Source organism: Stenotrophomonas sp. 22385 (assembly GCF_052045085.1).
Classification (GTDB): Bacteria; Pseudomonadota; Gammaproteobacteria; order Xanthomonadales; family Xanthomonadaceae; genus Stenotrophomonas.
The window spans coordinates 366,177-380,954 of the sequence record NZ_JBQEOG010000002.1 but is presented as its reverse complement, the minus strand read 5'-3'; the positions used below and the strand labels follow the sequence as shown (position 1 = coordinate 380,954).

The window sequence follows — 14,778 nt, the reverse complement described above, 5'->3', positions numbered from 1 at the left end:
GAAAGTGCCATGGGGGAGTTCCGGAAGATGGGAAGCGCGACGCGCTATCGAGGCCGGACAGCGCCAGCCGCGCCGCAGTCTGCGCAGTGGCAGCCCGGCCCGCTTCCAGATTTCGATCCCCCTGGACCTACAACCCCGCCGCGCGCTTCCACAGGGCCGACACCAGTGGCGGCACCCGGCCCACGCTGCCCAGCGCGCAACCACGCGCCAGGGTCAAATGCATCTCGTCGTTGGAGAAAATTGTGTTGATTGCGTCAAAGCCATGGGCCGACACCGTGTTCTCGCTGCGGCGCTCGCGCGCCCAGCGCTGCAGCCGGTCGGGCGATGCCCAATCCTGCCGCCGCTGCTGGGCGCGCAGCACCGTGGCATGCAGGGCCGCCACGTCGCGCAGGCCCAGGTTCACGCCCTGCCCGGCCAACGGGTGCACCACGTGTGCTGCATCGCCCAGGGCCAGGACGCGCCCCGCCACGTACGAACTGGCCAACTGCCGGCGCAGCGGGAAGGCGGCGCGCCGCGAGGCCAGCGTCATCGCGCCCAACCGGGCGCCAAAGGCGCGGGTAATTTCGGCGTTGAAGGCCCCCTCGTCCAGTGCCAGCACGCGCTCGGCCTCGGCATCGGGCAGCGTCCAGACAATGGAGCTGCGGTGCGTGCCCGCCGGCAGCACCGCCAGCGGCCCGGTCGTCAGGAAGCGCTGCCAGGCGGTGGCCTGGTTGTCCTGCTCGGTATCGATGTAGGCGACCACGCCACGCTGACCGTAATCCTGTCGGCTGACCTGCAGTCCGGCCAAGCCGCGCAGGGTCGAGTCCGCACCGTCGGCGGCGATGGCGAGCGCCGCGTCCAGCCGGCGTCCGTCCTCCAGCCGCACGCGCACGCCGTCGGCATCCTGTTCCAGCGCGTCAACCCGCGCCGGGCAGCACAGCTGCACACCCGCCGCCGGCAGGGCCGCCCACAGCCGGTCCACCAGCAGGTCGTTCTCCACGATCCAGCCCAGCTGCTCACGGCCTAGGCGGTCTGCGTCGAACTGCAGTTCCTCGCCGCCAGCCGCGTCCCAGACCCGCATGCGCCGGTACGCGCAGGCCCGCGCGGCCAGCACCGCCGGCCACACCCCGAGCGTGCGCAGCAGCTGCGCATTGTCCGGGGCGAAGGCATACACCCGAAGGTCCGGCTGCTGCGGCTGCCACGCCGGCGGCTCGCGCCCTTCGACCAGGGTGACCTGCAGCCCAGCCTCGGCCAGCGCCAACGCGCAGGCGGCGCCGACCACGCCGCCGCCCACCACGATCACATCCCGCGCACGCCGGCTCATGCGCCGGCTCCACGGCACAGCGCCGGGACCTCGCCGCGGAAGCCCATCGCGCCGCCGACCAGCATCGACTGCATCGAGGTGGCCTGCGCCGCAAGCAGCCCGAGGCTGCGCAGCGGGCGCATCAGCGGCGCCGGATTGCTGGTCAGCCGCGCCAGCCCACCGGAGAACGCGATGGTCTGGCGGCGATCCTCGTCCCGGCGCGCGACATGCGCCTGCAGCAGTGCATCGCTGCCGACGTCGTCGGCCGTTTCGATCAGTTCGGCCAGGGTCAGCGCATCGCGCAGGCCCAGGTTGAAGCCCTGCGCGCCCAGCGGATGGATGGTCTGCGCTGCATTGCCCAGCAGCACCGCGCGCTCACCCACCACTTGCTGCGCCAGCACCTGCACCAGCGGGTAGGCGCTGCGCGGGCCGCTTTCCAGCAGGCGCCCCGCACGCCAGCCGATGGCCTGCTGCAGCCGCGCCAGCCACGCCGCGTCGTCCAGTGCCAGCACCGCTTCGGCCTGGTCGCGGGCCACGCCGTGTACCGCTCCGTAGTGGCGGTCGCCCCGCGGAAGCAGGGCGGTCGGGCCGGTATCGGTAAAGCGTTCGAACGCGGTGCCGTCCGGCGCGCGCGCCGGGCGGACGCGGGCTACGAACAGGGTCTGCTGGAAATCATGTTCATCCACGCCGATGCCCAGTGCGTCGCGCACGCCGCTGCGGGTGCCATCGGCGCCGACCACCAGCCGCGCCAGCAGGCTGCGCTCACCACCATCATCGGCGATCACCACTTCGCGGCAGCCATCGATCGTGGCGCCCAGCCGCACGAAACGGGCCGGCCGGTAGCGGGTCAGGTGGTGCAGGCCCTGCAGCCGGGTTTCCAGTGCCTGGCCGAAATCGCGCGCCACCACGACCTGGCCGAACCAGGGCCGATCGTACTGCGCGGCCTCCATCTGGACCCGGCCGAAATCGCCGGCGCGGCTGACGTGGATGCGGGTGATCGGGCCCACCGCCGCGCCCAGCAGCGGCATCACCCCCAAGGTGGTGAGAGCGTTGACCGTGGCGGCAGCAAAACTGAGGTTGCGCTGGTCGAACACGGGCGGCAGCATGCCGGCCGGCGCGATCTCGACCAGCCCGACATCGCGGCCGGCCCGGTCCAGGGCAATGGCCAGGCTGGCGCCGACCAGGCCGCCGCCTACGATCACTACGTCATGACGTTTACTCATGCCGCCCATGATAGTGCGTGCGGCCCGGCTACGCCCCGTGGCGGCAGGCGCTAGAATGAACGCTGGACTCCCGACCCCCGCCCCAATGACCTCCACTGCCCAACGCGCCTTCATCCTGTTCGTGCTCGTGCTGCTGATGGCGGCAACCCGGGTCAACCACTTCGCGGCGATCCCCGACGCGTCCTGGGCGGTGTTCTTCATTGCCGGCTTCCACCTGCGCAGCTGGACGCGCTGGGCCTTTCCGCTGCTGATGGTGCTGGCCATCGTGATCGACGTGCTGGTGATCCGCGCCAGCGGCATCGGCTACTGGCAGCACTACTGCGTCTCGCCGGGTACCGCACTGCTGGTGCCCGCCTACTTCGCGATGTGGGCCGGCGGCGCGCTGCTGCGCCAGGGCTACCGCAGCGCGGACTGGGCCGCACTGGCCAAGGGATCCGCCCTGCTGCTGGCCGCAGTGGCGGTGTGCCACCTGTTCGCGCAGAGCGGCTTCTACTGGACCAGTGACGTGGTCGCGGCCCCCACCGTGCAGGGCTGGGCCCGCAACTACGCGGACTGGTTCCTGCCTTATTTGCGTACCGCGGCCGTCTACGTCGGTCTGGCAGCCGCGCTGCAGCTGGCCACCGAACAGGTCGTCAAGCTGCTGCACGCCCGTCGCGACGCGCTGCGCTGAGCCCGGCGCGCATGGGCAACAGGCTGTCGCGCATCTACACCCGCACCGGCGATGACGGCAGCACCGGCCTCGGCGACGGCAGCCGGGTGGCCAAGGATGCGGCGCGGGTCAACGCCTTCGGCAGCGTGGACGAGGCCAACTCGGCGCTCGGCGTGCTGCTGGCGGTCGGGCTGCCCGATGACGTGCGTGCTCTGCTCACCACGGTGCAGCACCAGCTGTTCGACCTGGGCGGCGAGCTGTGCATTCCCGGCCATGCGGCAATCCAGGCGGGCGACGTCCAGGCGCTGGAACACCACCTGGATCACTACAACGCCGGCTTGCCCGCGTTGAAGGAATTCATCCTTCCCGGTGGCGGCGAAGCCGCCGCACGCTGCCACCTGGCCCGCACGATCGTGCGCCGCGCCGAGCGCGAAACGGTCACCCTGGCCCGCCAGGAACCGGTGCGCGCCGAAGCCCTGCATTACCTCAACCGGCTGTCGGACCTGCTGTTCGTGCTGGCCCGCGTGCTCGCCCGCGCCGATGGCCACGGCGAGGTCCTCTGGCAGCACACCCGCCGCCACGGCTGAGCCGTCCTACCGCCCCGGAACCCTGTCCGCATGCTGGTTTTCACCCATCCCGCCTGTCTGCAACACGATCCCGGCCGCGGCCACCCCGAATGTCCCGAGCGCCTGCAGGTGGTGCTCGACGCGCTGCGGTCCGCCTACCCGGACCAGCTGGACTGGCGCCAGGCGCCGCCGGCAAAGTTCGGCGAACTGGCGCGTGTGCACGACAGCGCGCTGATCGACCTGGTGCTGGCGCCACAGAATGAGGCCCTGCGGCTGATCGACATGGACACGATGACCTCGCCCGGTTCGGCCAGCGCCGCGCTGCATGCCGCCGGTGCCGGCGTGGCTGCGGTGGATGCGGTGATGCTGGGCGGGGATCCGGTTGCGTTCTGCGCGGTGCGCCCGCCCGGCCACCACGCCACCGCGACCACGGCGATGGGGTTCTGCCTCTTCAACAACATTGCCGTTGCAGCCGCGTACGCGCGCGATCGCTATGGGCTGGAGCGGATCGCGGTGGTCGATTTCGACGTCCACCACGGCAACGGCACCCAGGACATTTTCGTGGCCGACCCGCGCGTGGCCTATTACAGCACCCACCAGGCCGGGTTGTTCCCCAACTCGGGCCTGCGCCGCGACCGGGGCGCGGGCAACCTGCTCAACATCCTGCTGCCACCGGGCAGCGGCAGTTTCCGCTTCCGCAACACGTGGGCCGACGAAATGCTGCCGGCCATTGACGATTTCCGCCCACAGCTGCTGCTGGTCTCGGCCGGCTTCGATGCCCATCTGCGCGATCCGCAGGCCGACCTGATGCTGGAAACCGAGGATTTCGCCTGGATCACCGCCGAGCTGCGCAGCCTGGCCCGCCGCCATGGTGGCGGCCGCATGGTGTCCATGCTGGAGGGCGGATACGACCTGCAGGCGCTGGCCGAATGTTCCGTGGCGCATGTGGGTGCGATGCTGTGAGATGAACCTGAACCCTTGGCCGCAGCAGGCCTTCATTGCCCCTATGCAAGGGATGGGGCAAGCTACGATCCGTTTTCGTCCGAATCCGAATCCCGCGTGCGCCGAGCCCTCCGCCTGCTGCCTCTCCCCCTGAGCATCGCCATCTGCCTGCCGGCCATGGCCGACGACAAACCGGTGAACTGGGGCCTGTGCCCGGTAGCCGATGTCCTGCCCGCCTTCCAGGACGCCCCCGTGGCGGACAAGGCCGCGGCCGAAACCCGCGACCAGCAACCCACCGATATCGAAGGCAATACCCTCTCCGGTACCACGACCGTGCCGCAGTACCAGGGCAACGTGGCGCTCAAGCGCGGCGACCAGTTCCTGGGCACCGACCACCTGAGCTTCGACACCGAAAGTGGCAACTACATCGCCGAAGGCAATGTGCGCTACCAGGATTCGTCGATCCGGATGACCGCCAAGCGCGCCGAAGGCAACCAGGAATCGGACACCCACAAGATCAGCGACATCCAGTACCAGCTGGTGGACCGGCGTGGCCATGGCGACGCCGATTCGATCGACCTGCAGGGTTCGGTGGGCCAGATGCACCGCTCGACCTACACCACCTGCGACCCCTCGCAGCCGGTGTGGAAGCTGTCGGCACCGCAGATCGACGTGGACAACGACGAAGGCTTCGGTACCGCCCGCAATGCGGTGCTGCGCATCGGCAAGGTGCCGGTGCTGTGGGCGCCGTACTTCAAGTTCCCGATCGATGACCGCCGCCAGACCGGCCTGCTGTACCCGCAGCTGGGCCTGTCCGGGCGCAATGGCTTCGACTACGCCCAGCCGATCTACTTCAACCTGGCGCCGAACTACGACGACACCCTGACCCCGCGCTACATGAGCAAGCGCGGCCTGATGCTCGACAACGAGTTCCGCTATCTGTACGACGGCGGCCGTGGCGAACTGCAGACCGCCTACCTGCCCAATGACAAGCTGCGCGACCGCGACCGCGGCCAGGTCGAGTACCAGGGTTACCACAACATCGACGCGAACTGGCAGGCCCGCGCCAACATCGCCTGGGTCAGCGACGAGCGCTACACCGAGGACTTCTCCAGCAAGCTGCTGGGAGTGACCACCTCCAGCCTGCAGAGCCAGGTCGGCATCTATGGAACCGGCGAGAACTGGACCGCGGGGCTGATGGCCGATTACTGGCAGAACACCGACTACACGCTGACCGACGCGTCGCTGCCCTACTCCCGGCAGCCGCGCCTGTTCGTCAACTGGGACAAGCCGCTGCTGCCGTGGCTGGAAGCGGGCGTGTACGCCGAAGCGGTGCATTTCACCCATGACGATGTCGACGGAAAGCTGGGCATCGAGGACGACTTCGCGCCCAGCGGCACCGTGACGCCGTATTACAACGGCTCGCGCCTGGACGTGAAACCGTATGTGACCTTCCCGTTCGCCGGTGCCTCCTGGTACGTCACCCCGACCCTCGCCTATCGCTACACCGGTTACGAGCTGGACCGCGGGCTGGCCGACCGGACGCGGCTGCAGGCACTCCGCGACGCGGGCATCGATCCGGCCACGGCAACCCCCGACCAGCTGCGCGGCAACACCTCGCCGCACCGCAGCGTGCCGATCGCCAGCCTGGACGCGGGCATGTTCTTCGACCGCGAGACCACCATCGGCGGCACCTCGTACCTGCACACCCTGGAGCCGCGCCTGTTCTACCTGCGCACGCCGTACCGCGACCAGAGCGACCTGCCGATCTTCGATACCCGCGACTTCACCTTCAGCTGGGGCCAGCTGTTCCGCGATTCCCGCTATACCGGCGCGGACCGCCAGAACGACGCCAACCAGCTGACGATGGCGCTGAGCACCCGCTTCATCAACCAGGAAACCGGCCGCGAGCGCTTCTCCGGCAGCATCGGTCAGATCCTGTACTTCGACGATTCGCGGGTGACGCTGCCGGGCACCACCTCGCAGGTGGAACAGGGCAAGTCGGCCTGGATCGCCGATGCCAATTACGCCATCAACGACCGCTGGAACCTGGGTGCCACCTATCAGTGGGATCCGAAGTACAAGCGCGAGGACCTGGCCAGCGTGCGCGCGCGCTACCTGATGTCCAACGACGGCATCGTCAACCTGACCTACCGCCACCGCCTCAACACGGCCGCACCGGCGACCGCGACCAAGGAAGAACGCACCCTGCTGGAACAGGTGGACCTGTCCTTCCTGTACCCGATCAACCAGACCTGGAGCCTGGTGGGGCGCTATTACTACTCCATCGAGGACAAGGCGCCGCTGGAAATCATCGGCGGCGTCCAGTGGGACAGCTGCTGCCTCGCGGTACGCGCCCTGGCCCGCCGCTACGTGCGCAACCGCGAAGGCGAGCTGAACAATTCCTTCCAGATCGAGTTCGTGCTCAAGGGCCTGAGCTCCATTGGCCAGAACACGGACCGCACTTTGCGCCGTGCTATTCTCGGCTACTACCGAGACGACCTCTATCTCGTGCCGCCCGCCAACACGGGCGCCCCCACGCGCGAAGACTACGATCCCAATCTGATCCCATGACCAAGACCTTCCCCGTCCTACTCGCCTCCCTGATTGCGGTCAGCACCGTCTCCGCCCCGCTTCAGGTGCTGGCCCAGCAGAGCCAGTCGCTGGACCGCATCGCCGCCATCGTCGACGAGGATGTCGTGCTGCAGAGCGAGCTGGACCGCGCCATCGTGAACATCAAGGCCCAGTACGCCGGGCGCGAAGGCCAGCTGCCGCCCGACGACGTGCTCAGCCGCCAGGTGCTGGAGCGACTGGTGCTGGTCAAGCTGCAGGTCACGCGTGCCGAAAGCAGCGGCATCAAGGTCAGCGACCAGGAGCTCAACCAGGCCCTGAACGCGATTGCCCAGCAGAACGGCTCCAACCTCGACGCGTTGCGCCAGCGCCTGGCCGGCGATGGCGTGGATTTCAACGATTTCCGTAACTCGGTCCGCGATGAAATCACCGTGCAGCGCCTGCGCCAGAGTTTCGCCCAGAGCCGCATCAGCGTCAGCGAGGGTGAAGTGGATGCCGCGCTGAAGCAGGAAGCGACGGCGGGCACCCAGTACCACCTGGCCCACATCCTGATCGCGCTGCCGGAAGGCGCCACCGCCGAGCAGATCGCCACCGGGCAGAAGAAGGTCGACGGGGTGAAGAGCCTGCTGGACAAGGGTGAGCTGGACTTCAACGCGGCCGCTGTCCGCTACTCCGACAGCCCCAACGCGCTGGAAGGCGGCGACCTGGGCTGGCGTTCGCTGGATGAAATTCCGGGCGCGTTCGCGCAGATGATGACCGGCATGAAGGCCGGTGACGTCGTCGGCCCGCTGCGCGGCCCGAGCGGCTTCCAGCTGCTCAAGCTGGTGGAGGTGCGCGATGCCAGCGCCGCCGCCACCGGCCAGACCATCACCGAGTACCACGGCCGGCACATCCTGATCCGGGTCAATGACCAGCAGGACAATGCCACCGCCAAGGCCAGGATCGACTCGATCCGTGCGCGGATCGCCGGTGGCGCCGACTTCGAGGCTGAAGCCAGGGCATCGTCCGAGGACACCAACAGCAAGGGCCAGGGCGGCGATCTGGGCTGGTTCCCGGCCGACGCATTCGGTCCGGACTTCGGCAAGCAGGTTACCGGCCTGAGCGACGGTGGCGTCAGCCAGCCGTTCCGCACCGACGCCGGCTGGCACATCGTGCAGCGCGTCGCCACCCGCCAGACCGATTCGGGCACCGACAACAAGCGTGCGCAGATCCGCGAGACGATCGGCCGCCGCAAGCTGGAAGAAGAGTACAACCGCTACCTGCAGGAACTGCGCGGCGAAGCCTACGTGGACCTGCGCATCCCGGCCGCCGCCCCGGCCCCGGCCAAGCCCTGAGGCACCGGCGATGATCCCGCAGCTCGCTCTGGTACCGGGCGAGCCCGCCGGGATCGGTCCCGAACTCTGCGTTCGCCTGGTCCAGCAGCCGCGCACCGATTGCCGGCTGCTGGCCTTCGCCGACCCGGACACGTTGCGGGCGGCCGCAGCGGCGCTTTCGCTGCCCCTGAACCTGCTGCCTGAAGACGCCATCGCCCGCCATCCGGGCGATCTGCCGTTGCGGGACGTCCGCAATGCGACCCCCGCATGTTTCGGTCAGGCCGACCCGGCCAACGCCGGCGCGGTGATCGGCGCCCTGCTGCAGGCCGGCCAGGCCTGCCTGGACGGCCACCTGCACGGGGTGGTAACCGGGCCGGTACACAAGGCGGTCATCAACCAGGGCGGCATCGCCTACAGCGGCACCACCGAACTGCTGGCCCAACAGGCCGGGGTGGAGGTGGTGATGATGCTGGCCAACGATATCGTCCGCGTGGCACTGGCCACCACCCACCTGCCGTTGCGCGCGGTGGCCGACGCGATCAGCGCCGATGGCCTGGCGCGGACGCTGCGGATCGTGCACGGCGCGCTGCGGGGAGATTTCGGCCTCACTGCACCGCGGATCGCCGTGCTGGGGCTGAACCCGCACGCGGGCGAGGACGGGCACCTGGGGCGCGAGGAACTGGATGTGATCATTCCGCTGCTGGAGCAGCTGCGCGCCGATGGCATGGACCTGATCGGCCCGCTGCCGGCCGACACCGCCTTCCTGCCGCAGAAGCTGGCCGGGTTCGACACCGTGCTGGCGATGTACCACGACCAGGGCCTGCCAGTGCTCAAGTACAGCGGTTTCGAACAGGCGGTCAACATCACCCTGGGCCTGCCCTACCCACGCGTGGCGGTCGATCACGGCACCGCGCTGGATCTGGCTGGGCAGGGCATCGCCGACCCGTCCAGCCTGCTCGCAGCCACGCAATGGTGTGCCCGGCTGGCGCGCCAACGTACACTGGTGCCATGACTTCCCCGCATTCCCCCTCGGCCGCCGGGTTTACCGCGCCGGCCAAAAAGCAGCTGGGCCAGCACTTCCTGGCCGATCGCAGCTACATCGACAAGATCGTCATGGCGGTCAACCCGAAGGACGACGATCGCCTGGTCGAAATCGGACCGGGTCAGGGCGCCATCACCCTGCCGCTGCTGCGCCGCCACCCGCGCCTGACCGTGATCGAATTCGATCGGGACCTGATCGCGCCGCTGACGGCCGCCGCAGCGCCGCTGGGTGAGCTCACCATCGTGCACCGCGACGTGCTGCAGGTGAACTTCACCGAGCTGGCCGGCGACGGGCAGATCCGGCTGGTGGGCAACCTGCCCTACAACATCTCATCGCCGATCCTGTTCCATGCAATGGACCATGCAGCGGTGATCCGCGACATGCACTTCATGCTCCAGAAGGAAGTGGTGGACCGCATGGCCGCCGCGCCGGGCAGCAAGGTCTACGGCCGGCTGAGCGTGATGCTGCAGGCCTGGTGCAAGGTGACCTCGCTGTTCGTGGTGCCGCCGGGCGCATTCCGGCCACCACCCAAGGTCGACTCGGCCGTGGTCCGGCTGGTGCCGCGCGATCCCGACACGGTGGGCATCATCGACCGTCGCCGCTTCGCGGATGTGGTCCGTGCGGCCTTCGGCCAGCGCCGCAAGACGCTGCGCAATGCACTGAACGGGGTGGTGACGCCCGATCAGTTCGATGCGGCCGGGGTGCGCAGTGATGCGCGCGCCGAGCAGCTGGAAGTGGCGCAGTTCATCGCGTTGGCCAACGTGCCGCGCGCGGAAGATTGAAACTCCCTCTAAACTGCCCGCATGAACGACGCAAACTATGCGATCTCGGTCGAGGTCGCCCCGCGCTTCCTTGATGACCAGTCCACGCCCGAAGACGGGCGTTTTGCCTTCGCCTATACAATCCGCATCCACAACCGCGGCCGCGTGGCCGCGCGCCTGGTGGCCCGTCACTGGCGGATCACCGACGGCAACGGCCGGGTAGAACATGTGGACGGCGATGGCGTGATCGGCGAGCAGCCGCGGCTGCGCCCGGGTGAAGACTTCCGTTACACCTCCGGTGTCATGCTGGAAACCGAACACGGCACGATGCAGGGGCATTACGACATGGTCGCCGACGACGGCACCGAGTTCGCCGCCCCGATCGCGCCGTTCGTGTTGACCATTCCGCGCACGCTGCATTGATGGAGGCGCACGCATGAGTGTCTGGGCCATCGGCGACCTGCAGGGCTGTTATGACGTTACCCAGCGCCTGCTGGAGAAGATCCGCTTTGATCCGGCGGTGGACAGACTGTGGTTCTGTGGCGACCTGGTCAACCGCGGCGGCCAGTCGCTGGAAACCCTGCGCCTGGTGCATTCGCTGCGCGAGCAGAGCGTGGTGGTGCTGGGCAATCACGATCTGTCGCTGCTGGCCGTCGGTGCACGCACCGAGGAAGAGCAGCGCAAGGTCAACCCGGACCTGCTGCGGATCGTGCAGGCCGAGGACCGCGACGTGCTGCTGGAATGGCTGCGCCTGCAGAAGCTGGTGCACGTGGACCGTGAGCTGGGCTGGATGATGGTGCACGCGGGCCTGGCCCCGAAGTGGACCACACAGCTGGCCGAGAAGCACGCACGCGAGGTGGAGGTGCAGCTGCACGGCAGCGGCTACCGCAAGCTGTTCCGCAACATGTACGGCGACAAGCCCGGCTGGTCGCCGGGTCTGGCCGGGTACGACCGGTCGCGGGCGATCATCAACCTGCTTACGCGCATGCGCTACTGCACGCCGCGAGGGCGGATCGGGATCGAGGACAAGGGCACGCCGGGCACCCAGGAACAGGGGCTCTACCCCTGGTTCGAGGTGCCGGGCCGGGTCGAGCGCGATCTGAAGATCGTGTGCGGCCACTGGTCGGCGCTGGGCCTGACGATCACCCAGGGCGTGCACGCAATCGATACCGGCGCGGTGTGGGGCGGCAAGCTCACCGCACTGCAGCTGGATACCGAAGAACTGCGCGTGGTGCAGGTGCCCGGCCGCGATGTGCCCAAGCCGGTTGCGCCGCCGCGTCCGCCGGCACGGCGTCCGGCCGGCGAAGGTAATCCGGGCAACAACGGCAATGGCCGGCCGCCGCGTGGGCAGCGCCAGAATCAACAGCAGCAGCCGCGTCGTTCGCGTGAGCCGGCCGGGAATGCGGGCGACGGTACCCCGACTGCCGCTTAGCGCGTCTCTTCCATGTTGGTAGGTACCGACCGTTGGTCGGTACGCCGTTGCTCTGCGCCAAAAGCCAAAGCCTTGGCCTGCGAACGTATCTGCAGTGGGCCGGCGGGGGCCAAGGGAAATCAACAGCGGTTCGATCATTTCCATGCGTTACCGCGCGTTGATCTGTTCACGGCAGTCGTTTGGGAACCGACCCTAACCGCATCGTGCGCTTCGCTTTTTCCACGGCGACCTGCCAACTGTCAAAGGCTGGCGGCGGTGGGTTTGACGTTACGCCTTCCGCGTGTAATCCACGAAATCGAACGCGAATGCATGGCGCGCATCAGCAGCGTGGTGCTCGCGCGCCGTTTCAACCCACAGCTGCGGATCGACCGGCGGGAAATGGGTGTCGGCCTGGACGCGGGTATCCACCCAGGTCAGGTGCAGGTCGGTGGCCTGCGCCATGGCGAGGCGGTAGATCTCGCCGCCGCCGATCACGCACAGTTCGTCCGCGCCGGCATCGGCCGCGAACTGCAGTGCCTCGTCCATGCTGCCTACCGCCTGCATGCCGTCGAACGGCACCTGGCCCGAGCGGGTCAGCACCAGGTTCGGGCGACCCGGCAACGCGCGGCCCAGCGACTGCGCAGTCTTGCGCCCCATCAGGATCGGCTTGCCGATCGTCAGTGCCTTGAAACGCCTGAGGTCGTCCGGCAGCTGCCAGGGCAGCTGATTGGCATGGCCAATGCCATGGTCGTGGTCGAGCGCGACGATCAGCGAGAGTTTCATGATTCGTCCGCCTCCATGCGCATCTCGTCGCAGCGATCCTGCGCGGCGCGCACATCGACCAACGCCTTCTGCAGGCTCGGGTCGGCTTCCATGGCCTGGTCAGCCTGCTCGGTAAGCCGGGCCAGATGCGCGTCCTGGGTGGCCTGCAGTCCCGGTGCGGACATTACCTCGGTGCTCAACGAGCTGAGATCTCCAGCCGCCGCACGGTCCAGGAACGCCTGCAGCTGCGCCGGCGAGTACGCCTGGGCCAGCTGCTGCTCGAATGTGCGCTGGTAGGCCGGATCATTGAAGGCGCCCTGCATGAAGCGCACCAGCGCGCCGGACATGCCCGCCACGGCGCTGCGCATGCCCGGCTCACAGGCCGCCGGAAGGTCGCTCGGCATCATGCCCACGCCGGACGCACCGGCCATCGCCGCCACGCCTTCGTTGACCTGGCGCTGCACGATCTGCGCGTTGACCTGCGCGGCCAACGGTTCCGACGGCGCGGCGGCCTGAGCGGCCGCCGGCAACAGCATCAGCAGTGCGACCCGAAGCGCCCGCCTCATACCGCCACCGGCGCCTTGATCGCCGGGTGCGGATGGTAGCCGTCGATGCGGATGTCCTCGAACTTGAAACCGAACAGATCGGTCACCTCCGGATTCAGCCACAGCGTCGGCAGCGCCCGCGGTTCGCGCGCCAGCTGCTCGCGGGCCTGTTCGTAGTGGTTGGAATACAGGTGCGCATCGCCCAGCGTGTGCACGAAATCGCCCACGCCCAGCCCGGTGGCCTGCGCCACCATGTGGGTCAGCAGCGCGTAGCTGGCGATGTTGAACGGCACGCCGAGGAAGATGTCGCCGCTGCGCTGGTACAGCTGGCAGCTCAGCTTGCCGTCCACCACGTAGAACTGGAACAGGTTGTGGCAGGGCATCAACGCCATCTGCGAGAGCTCGCCCACGTTCCAGGCGCTCACCACCAGCCGGCGTGAATCGGGGTTGCGCTTGATCTCGTCCACCAGCCACTGCATCTGGTCGATGCTGCCGCCATCGGCCGTGGCCCAGCTGCGCCACTGCTTGCCGTAGACCGGACCGAGGTCGCCGTTGCCGTCGGCCCACTCGTCCCAGATCCGCACCTGGTTGTCCTGCAGGTAGCCGATGTTGGTGTCGCCCTTCAGGAACCACAGCAGCTCATGGATGATCGAGCGCAGGTGCAGCTTCTTGGTGGTGACCAGCGGAAAACCGTCGTTGAGGTTGAAACGCATCTGCCAGCCGAACACGCTGCGCGTGCCGGTGCCGGTGCGGTCCGACTTTTCCGTGCCGTGTTCGAGCACATGCTCGAGCAGGTCCAGGTAGGCTTTCATGCCTTGCTCCCGGCGGTCGCGGGGGTGACCGGCAGCATCGGCTGCAGAACCGGCGCGCGGCGCGACAGGGCCAGCAGCACCAGGCCCAGCGCCACCAGCGGCAGGCTCAGCAGCTGGCCGCGGGTGAACCAGTCAAACGCCAGGTACACGCCGTTGTCAGGCATGCGCACGAATTCCACCGCGAAGCGGAACACGCCGTACATCAGTGCGAACAGGCCCGACACCAGGTAGCGGTGGCGCGGCGTGGCCGACACTGCCCACAGCACCACGAACATCACCAGCCCTTCCAGCAGCGCTTCATACAGCTGCGAGGGGTGGCGGGCGTACGGGTTGAGCGCGCCGGTGGCGAACTGCTCGCGCAGCGCTGGCATGTCCAGCTGGTTCAGCGGAGCCGGCAGGCCGGAAGGGAACACCACGCCCCACGTGCCGTCGGTGTACTTGCCCCACAACTCGGCGCCGATGAAGTTGCCGATGCGGCCGAAGCCCAGGCCCAGCGGCACCAGCGGCGCCATGAAGTCGATCGTGTCGCCCAGGTGCAGCCGGTGCTTGCGCGACCAGTACCACGACGCGGCCAGCACGCCGAGCAGGCCACCGTGGAAGCTCATGCCGCCGTCCCATACCTTGAACAGCAGCAGCGGGTTGTGCAGGAAATCGCCCAGCGCGTAGAACAGCATGTACCCGACACGGCCACCCACCACCACGCCGAGCATGGCGTAGAACAGCAGGTCGGAGAAGCCGTTGGCATCCACGCCCGGCAGGCGCCCCGCCGCGATGCGCCGGCGCCCCAGCCACCAGGCCGCAGTGAATCCGAGCAGGTACATGATGCCGTACCAGTGCACCTTGACCGGCCCAAGCGAGATGGCGATGGGGTCGATGTCGTGGAGATAGATCATGGGCAA

Annotated in this window: 15 protein-coding genes; 9 read left to right on the top strand and 6 right to left on the bottom strand. The window is 68.3% G+C overall.

All coding sequences use genetic code 11. From position 1 onward, the window contains the following. Positions 1-127: 127 nt before the first annotated feature. A complete protein-coding gene (locus tag ACTJI4_RS06125) occupies positions 128-1,303 on the bottom strand; it encodes a UbiH/UbiF family hydroxylase (protein ID WP_440868820.1) in 1,176 nt (391 codons plus the stop codon). Beyond that, a complete protein-coding gene (ubiH, locus tag ACTJI4_RS06120) occupies positions 1,300-2,505 on the bottom strand; it encodes a 2-octaprenyl-6-methoxyphenyl hydroxylase (protein ID WP_392919028.1) in 1,206 nt (401 codons plus the stop codon). Before ubiH ends, ACTJI4_RS06125 begins: the two co-directional genes overlap by 4 nt. Before the next feature lie 85 nt (positions 2,506-2,590). On the opposite strand from ubiH, the gene ACTJI4_RS06115 reads away from it, so the two are divergent. The 9 genes from ACTJI4_RS06115 to ACTJI4_RS06075 all read left to right on the top strand — a co-directional run bounded on the left by ACTJI4_RS06115 (position 2,591) and on the right by ACTJI4_RS06075 (position 11,781). After that, positions 2,591-3,175, top strand: a complete 585-nt coding sequence (locus ACTJI4_RS06115) for a hypothetical protein (protein WP_440868850.1) — start codon at positions 2,591-2,593, stop codon at positions 3,173-3,175. 11 nt (positions 3,176-3,186) lie between these two features. Then, entirely contained in the window at positions 3,187-3,741 is a 555-nt protein-coding gene (locus ACTJI4_RS06110; protein WP_392919031.1) for a cob(I)yrinic acid a,c-diamide adenosyltransferase, read from the top strand. 30 nt (positions 3,742-3,771) lie between these two features. Then, positions 3,772-4,683, top strand: a complete 912-nt coding sequence (locus ACTJI4_RS06105) for a histone deacetylase family protein (protein WP_440868819.1) — start codon at positions 3,772-3,774, stop codon at positions 4,681-4,683. Positions 4,684-4,779: 96 nt separating this feature from the next. Continuing rightward, positions 4,780-7,236 carry an LPS-assembly protein LptD gene (gene lptD / locus ACTJI4_RS06100; protein ID WP_440868818.1) on the top strand — a complete coding sequence of 819 codons (2,457 nt, stop codon included), beginning with the start codon at positions 4,780-4,782 and terminating at the stop codon, positions 7,234-7,236. Beyond that, the gene (locus tag ACTJI4_RS06095; protein ID WP_392919040.1) at positions 7,233-8,567 is read left to right on the top strand and encodes a peptidylprolyl isomerase; all 1,335 of its coding nucleotides are present in this window, start codon (positions 7,233-7,235) and stop codon (positions 8,565-8,567) included. The genes lptD and ACTJI4_RS06095 overlap by 4 nt, the downstream gene beginning before the upstream one ends. A 10-nt stretch (positions 8,568-8,577) precedes the next feature. Beyond that, a complete protein-coding gene (gene pdxA, locus ACTJI4_RS06090) occupies positions 8,578-9,558 on the top strand; it encodes a 4-hydroxythreonine-4-phosphate dehydrogenase PdxA (RefSeq protein ID WP_440868817.1) in 981 nt (326 codons plus the stop codon). Next, positions 9,555-10,370: a 16S rRNA (adenine(1518)-N(6)/adenine(1519)-N(6))-dimethyltransferase RsmA gene (gene rsmA, locus ACTJI4_RS06085; protein ID WP_392919046.1), complete on the top strand. Its 816-nt coding sequence runs from the start codon at positions 9,555-9,557 to the stop codon at positions 10,368-10,370. The genes pdxA and rsmA overlap by 4 nt, the downstream gene beginning before the upstream one ends. A gap of 21 nt (positions 10,371-10,391) precedes the next feature. Beyond that, positions 10,392-10,772: a Co2+/Mg2+ efflux protein ApaG gene (apaG, locus tag ACTJI4_RS06080; protein WP_392919049.1), complete on the top strand. Its 381-nt coding sequence runs from the start codon at positions 10,392-10,394 to the stop codon at positions 10,770-10,772. Positions 10,773-10,785: 13 nt separating this feature from the next. Beyond that, positions 10,786-11,781 (top strand): symmetrical bis(5'-nucleosyl)-tetraphosphatase, encoded by a 996-nt coding sequence (locus ACTJI4_RS06075; protein ID WP_392919051.1) that lies wholly within the window; start codon positions 10,786-10,788, stop codon positions 11,779-11,781. 267 nt (positions 11,782-12,048) lie between these two features. Here the strand turns inward: ACTJI4_RS06075 and ACTJI4_RS06070 are convergent, their stop codons facing one another. Genes ACTJI4_RS06070 through lgt form a run of 4 tightly spaced genes read right to left on the bottom strand, consistent with a single transcriptional unit; the run spans position 12,049 to position 14,772 of the window. Continuing rightward, positions 12,049-12,543 carry a dihydrofolate reductase gene (locus ACTJI4_RS06070; protein WP_392919053.1) on the bottom strand — a complete coding sequence of 165 codons (495 nt, stop codon included), beginning with the start codon at positions 12,541-12,543 and terminating at the stop codon, positions 12,049-12,051. Then, positions 12,540-13,088, bottom strand: coding sequence for a hypothetical protein (locus ACTJI4_RS06065; RefSeq protein ID WP_440868816.1), 549 nt, complete (start codon positions 13,086-13,088; stop codon positions 12,540-12,542). Before ACTJI4_RS06065 ends, ACTJI4_RS06070 begins: the two co-directional genes overlap by 4 nt. Continuing rightward, the gene (locus ACTJI4_RS06060) at positions 13,085-13,879 is read right to left on the bottom strand and encodes a thymidylate synthase (protein WP_392919058.1); all 795 of its coding nucleotides are present in this window, start codon (positions 13,877-13,879) and stop codon (positions 13,085-13,087) included. Before ACTJI4_RS06060 ends, ACTJI4_RS06065 begins: the two co-directional genes overlap by 4 nt. Next, on the bottom strand, positions 13,876-14,772 hold the full coding sequence (gene lgt, locus ACTJI4_RS06055; RefSeq protein ID WP_440868815.1) for a prolipoprotein diacylglyceryl transferase: 897 nt from the start codon (positions 14,770-14,772) through the stop codon (positions 13,876-13,878). The genes ACTJI4_RS06060 and lgt overlap by 4 nt, the downstream gene beginning before the upstream one ends. Between the last annotated feature and the right edge of the window lie 6 nt (positions 14,773-14,778).

What these genes read in the sequence shown, in the direction of transcription:
- ACTJI4_RS06125 (WP_440868820.1), bottom strand. Translation starts at nt 1,303, where the DNA reads ATGAGCCGGCGTGCGCGGGATGTGATCGTGGTGGGCGGCGGCGTGGTC.
- ubiH (WP_392919028.1), bottom strand. Translation starts at nt 2,505, where the DNA reads ATGAGTAAACGTCATGACGTAGTGATCGTAGGCGGCGGCCTGGTCGGC.
- ACTJI4_RS06115 (WP_440868850.1), top strand. Translation starts at nt 2,591, where the DNA reads ATGACCTCCACTGCCCAACGCGCCTTCATCCTGTTCGTGCTCGTGCTG.
- ACTJI4_RS06110 (WP_392919031.1), top strand. Translation starts at nt 3,187, where the DNA reads ATGGGCAACAGGCTGTCGCGCATCTACACCCGCACCGGCGATGACGGC.
- ACTJI4_RS06105 (WP_440868819.1), top strand. Translation starts at nt 3,772, where the DNA reads ATGCTGGTTTTCACCCATCCCGCCTGTCTGCAACACGATCCCGGCCGC.
- ACTJI4_RS06095 (WP_392919040.1), top strand. Translation starts at nt 7,233, where the DNA reads ATGACCAAGACCTTCCCCGTCCTACTCGCCTCCCTGATTGCGGTCAGC.
- pdxA (WP_440868817.1), top strand. Translation starts at nt 8,578, where the DNA reads ATGATCCCGCAGCTCGCTCTGGTACCGGGCGAGCCCGCCGGGATCGGT.
- rsmA (WP_392919046.1), top strand. Translation starts at nt 9,555, where the DNA reads ATGACTTCCCCGCATTCCCCCTCGGCCGCCGGGTTTACCGCGCCGGCC.
- apaG (WP_392919049.1), top strand. Translation starts at nt 10,392, where the DNA reads ATGAACGACGCAAACTATGCGATCTCGGTCGAGGTCGCCCCGCGCTTC.
- ACTJI4_RS06075 (WP_392919051.1), top strand. Translation starts at nt 10,786, where the DNA reads ATGAGTGTCTGGGCCATCGGCGACCTGCAGGGCTGTTATGACGTTACC.
- ACTJI4_RS06070 (WP_392919053.1), bottom strand. Translation starts at nt 12,543, where the DNA reads ATGAAACTCTCGCTGATCGTCGCGCTCGACCACGACCATGGCATTGGC.
- ACTJI4_RS06065 (WP_440868816.1), bottom strand. Translation starts at nt 13,088, where the DNA reads ATGAGGCGGGCGCTTCGGGTCGCACTGCTGATGCTGTTGCCGGCGGCC.
- ACTJI4_RS06060 (WP_392919058.1), bottom strand. Translation starts at nt 13,879, where the DNA reads ATGAAAGCCTACCTGGACCTGCTCGAGCATGTGCTCGAACACGGCACG.
- lgt (WP_440868815.1), bottom strand. Translation starts at nt 14,772, where the DNA reads ATGATCTATCTCCACGACATCGACCCCATCGCCATCTCGCTTGGGCCG.